Source organism: Nocardioides sp. CPCC 206348, from assembly GCF_048654705.1.
Lineage (GTDB): Bacteria > Actinomycetota > Actinomycetes > Propionibacteriales > Nocardioidaceae > Nocardioides.
In genome coordinates this window covers 1-2,350 of the sequence record NZ_JBMCZA010000177.1, presented here as the reverse complement: position 1 = coordinate 2,350, position 2,350 = coordinate 1, and the positions used below count along the sequence as shown (strand labels likewise).

Genomic DNA, 2,350 nt, shown 5'->3' with positions numbered 1-2,350 from the left:
GGGCCGCAGATGAGAACGGTCCGCGGATCCGCAGGCCGTGCAGTGGCGCGAGCCCGCAGCAACTGCCCCGCCGACGGCACCACACTGAACGGCCGGTCGTGCAGAGCAGGAAGCAACGCCCACGGCAGTCCATGCAGCCGCGCGGTCGGGGCGATCACGACCGGGCCCTCCGGGATCAGCCGTACGGCGTCCCCGAGGATCGCGTCCTGCAGCCGCTGCCCGAGTGCAGTCAGGTCGGCGGGCCGCCCGCGTGAGGTGCGCCGGAGCAGCATCGCGGCGGGTCCGAGAAGCTCGCCCACCTCGGCCGTCGAACCCGCGATCCGCCGTCGCACCTTCCCGCCGTGCACGACGAGCACGTGCAGGGTCCCGTCGACGTCAACCAGCTCGACCAGGCAACCGTCCCCGACCGAGGCCACGACCTCCTCGGCGCTGACCGGCCGCTGCCGATCGACCGAGTCCGAGGAGAGCGTGTGGTGCTCGGCCCGCACCGCCCGCTCCAGCCGCAACCGCTCCTTCTCGAGGTCCTCGGTCGGATCGCCGTCCTGACGGGCCTCCGCGAGCCGGCGACCGTTGTCGCGCAGGGCTGCGAGCGAGGCAGGGATCGTCGCCGCGTCGGACGTCGCGGGCGGTTGGGCAAGGGCGGTGGCGCGGGTGCGTTCGCTCCAACGGAGGAGCGTGCGCGGGTCGGTCGCTGCGTGGCGCAGGGCGATGGTCGTCAGCTCTCGACCATGGGTCGTCGCAAGGGCCCGGAGCTCTGAGGAGCCGATCAGGCGTCGGTGCTCGTCGATCGCGTCGAGGCCGGCGGTGGCCGCGCGCAGGACCCCGCCGCGGTCGTTCGAGTCCTCACGGGCGAGTGCTTGGGCATTCCACGCGCCAGCGCGCACCAACGCGTTGGGATGGTTGCGGTACGACGCAGCGCAAACCCAGAGATCGACGGCTTCCTGACCACGGGCCGCCCGGCCGGCGAGGGTCAGCGCGATCGGTGCTTCGACCGCCCGCTCCTCGTGGAGTTCCTCAGCGACCAGTCGCGCCTCGCGCGCCAGTCCCTGAGTTGCTCCGGTTGCGGCCCGAGCCCGCACGACCGTCAGCCGGGCCCGGCGCTCGAACCACTCCCGGCCCTGCCGACGAAACATCACACGGGCCGTGCGTGCCGGTTCGATCGCCGATTGCGGTTGCTGGTCAGCCACCAGCGCATCGGCGAGGGCCAGCTTGCGCTCGGCTTCAAACGCGGCGGTCAAGCGCAAGTCACTTCTGCCGAGCAGCGCCACCGCATCGGCGGTCATGCCTGCTGCGAGGTAACAGACCGCAAGCGGGCCGACGTCCTCGAATCGCAGCCAGCCCACCGATTCGCTTCCACGGACCGCCTCCGTCAGGCGTCGGAGGCCGCCGGAGACGTCCCCTCGCGCCATCGCGATCTCACCAAGGTTCGTGAGAGCGCTGAGCCGATCAGTCGTGTCTCCCAGTTGCTCCAGGATCTCCGCGGCTTCGAGCGCATGGCGCTCGGCCGCATCCACTCGGCCACGGACGAGCTCGATGTGCGCCAGCCACAGGTGGGAGCGCGCCTCCCAGACCCGGTTGCCCGTTTGCCGAAACTCGTCGAGTGCTCGGCCCATGACCGGGAGGGCTTCGTCGTACCTGCCCAGGGTCGTGAGGATGCCGGCCTGCCGCATGGCGACCTTCGCTGCGATCTCACCCGTGGCGCTCTCCAGCGCGCGATCGAACTGGAGAAGGCCGGCGCGCGGTCGGCCCGCCAGTACCAATGCTCCCGCCAGAGTGGCGCGCACGTCGCTCTCACGACCGTCGACCCCGCTCCTGATAGCCGCCCGGACGCCCTCCCGCAACACAGCGGTCGCCTCCACGGCCTGTCCGTCGCTACGCAGGACGATGCCCAGCGCCTGGCACGCAAAGGACCGGAGGAGGTCGTCCGGGGCGCTGGCGAGGATCGCCCGAGCCCGTTCGCCCGCCTCTCCAGGACGATCCATCGCGAGCTCCAGAAGTTCCTGCATGGTTTCCTCGCGAGCGTCGAGAGCACCGCTCTTTACGGGCGGTTCGGGGCACCACTACGTTAGCGGCGGCGGTGAGCTCGGACCGCCGTACCTCCAACTCCCAGGAGCGTCGATGAATGAGCCGGACCGTCCCCCCTTGTCCCGCAATCCGCTGACGTCACTCCTCGAGTGGCTGCGCCGCCAGCGCGGCGGTGGCCGTGCCCCGGTCAAGCCCGGCCGTAGCAAGGAACAGCTCGAACGCGAGAAACTCCGGGTCCAGGTCGGGGTGATCCGCCGATCTTTCCGCGGCGACGTCGCGGCCGCTGCCGCACGAGGCGGAGGTCGCGCAACGGACGACGCCGACA

Annotated in this window: 1 protein-coding gene and 1 pseudogene; both read right to left on the bottom strand. The window is 71.2% G+C overall.

Annotated features, from left to right (window positions below):
- A pseudogene (locus ACOADB_RS14045) lies at positions 1-195 on the bottom strand (hypothetical protein); the annotation flags it as partial.
- A gap of 1,968 nt (positions 196-2,163) precedes the next feature.
- Positions 2,164-2,350 (bottom strand): hypothetical protein (locus ACOADB_RS14040; protein WP_378599665.1); only part of this gene is annotated, 187 nt, incomplete at its 5' end.